This is a genomic window from Actinokineospora sp. NBRC 105648, assembly GCF_030269645.1.
GTDB lineage: Bacteria > Actinomycetota > Actinomycetes > Mycobacteriales > Pseudonocardiaceae > Actinokineospora.
Window position 1 is genome coordinate 1 of record NZ_BSTR01000104.1, and the last position, 1,441, is coordinate 1,441.

The window sequence follows — 1,441 nt, forward strand, 5'->3', positions numbered from 1 at the left end:
CAGGGGAACGTCAAAGTCTGTGATCTTGGCGTGAGGTCAGATGACCATCACGTCACGTTGTGCTGATCGCGGTCGCCATGATCGGGAAGATCCGGGTCCGGTCGGCGGCGATATGTTCCAGAGTGCGTTTGATACGGGTCATTCCGGCCAGGCGTAGCAACCCGAGGGCGAGATTGCGCAGGGTCGCCATGACATGGGCGCCGGTCCCGGCGTAGGCGTGCTGGTCATCCTCGCGGTAGACGACGTCACGGACCCAGTGGCCGCGGTTCTCGATCCCCCAATGGTTTCGGATCAGAGCGGCGACCTGTCCGGCGGTGGCCCGCCCGGCGTCCAGGCTGGTCACACCGTGTACGACCTCTTTGGTCAGCCGGTTTCCCAGGTGGTCGAAGGTGTCACGGCGGATCCGGAACACCTGCGCCGCACTGGGAAAGTCGACCCCCTCGGCAGGAACGATCCAGATCGCCCGGCGCACGATCCGGCCCCGGGAACGGTCCTCGGTGACGTGGTGTTCGGTGCCTGGCGCGGCCGGCGGCAGCATCGCGGCGATCCGCGCGAGCAGGGCGGGCTGATTGCCCTTGACCGTGAGCGCGTAGTCCCCGCCGCGTTCGCAGGCCAGATGGGCGGCGGTGGCGTGTTGGGCGTGCGCGGCATCCCCGGTGATCACCATCCCGGTCAGATCGATACCTGCCAACAACGCCTTGACCTGGGTGATCTCGTTGGTGCCAGGGGGTATGCGCCGTTGCGCGATCACGATCGCCTCCTCGTGGAGCAACGCGGAGAACAGCTTGATCTCGCTGCCCTCGGGGCCGCCGGGGGCGATGGTGTTGCGAATGGTCTTGCCGTCCATCGCCACCGCGAGCAGTGTCCGGGCCGCATCACCACCACCCCTGCCGCCGGCGCTGTTCGCGAGCGCGGCCGCCATCGCGTGAGCATGCAGCCACCCACACACCCGTGCATCGGCTGCGTCGGCGTCGATGCCGTGCGCGACACGGCGCGTCGTCGGTTCGCTGGGAGCGACATAACGGCCGGTCACCGCATGCACGGGACACCCGGCCAAGGCGAGCAGTTCCTGTGGGAGATCGTGTGCCCGGTCCCCGATCTCCCGGAAGTTACGGGCTCCGGCCAGCACCGCGAACACCATGACCGCCAGCACCGTGCCGATCCGGAAGCGGATTCCTCGAACATCACGCGGATCGGCTATCCCGCCGAGCATGTCGACCAGTGCGCGTACCCCGGCAACACCCGGATCGGAGGCGGCGGGGCGGGAGCACGACGAAAGGGCATGCGACACTGACAAGGGTGGCCTCTGGGCTCTGCGATGTGCATGGTGTGAGAACCCGCATCATCGCAGGCAGGAGGCCACCTTCTTCGTTCATGTGTCGATACCGGCCACTACATCCGCCGACTTCACACCAAGATCACAAACCTTGACGCTCCCCTG

Annotated in this window: 1 protein-coding gene; it reads right to left on the reverse strand. The window is 66.8% G+C overall.

All coding sequences use genetic code 11. From position 1 onward, the window contains the following. Positions 1 to 52: 52 nt before the first annotated feature. Entirely contained in the window at positions 53 to 1,291 is a 1,239-nt protein-coding gene (locus QSK30_RS36555; protein ID WP_285509996.1) for an ISAs1 family transposase, read from the reverse strand. Positions 1,292 to 1,441: the final 150 nt, after the last annotated feature.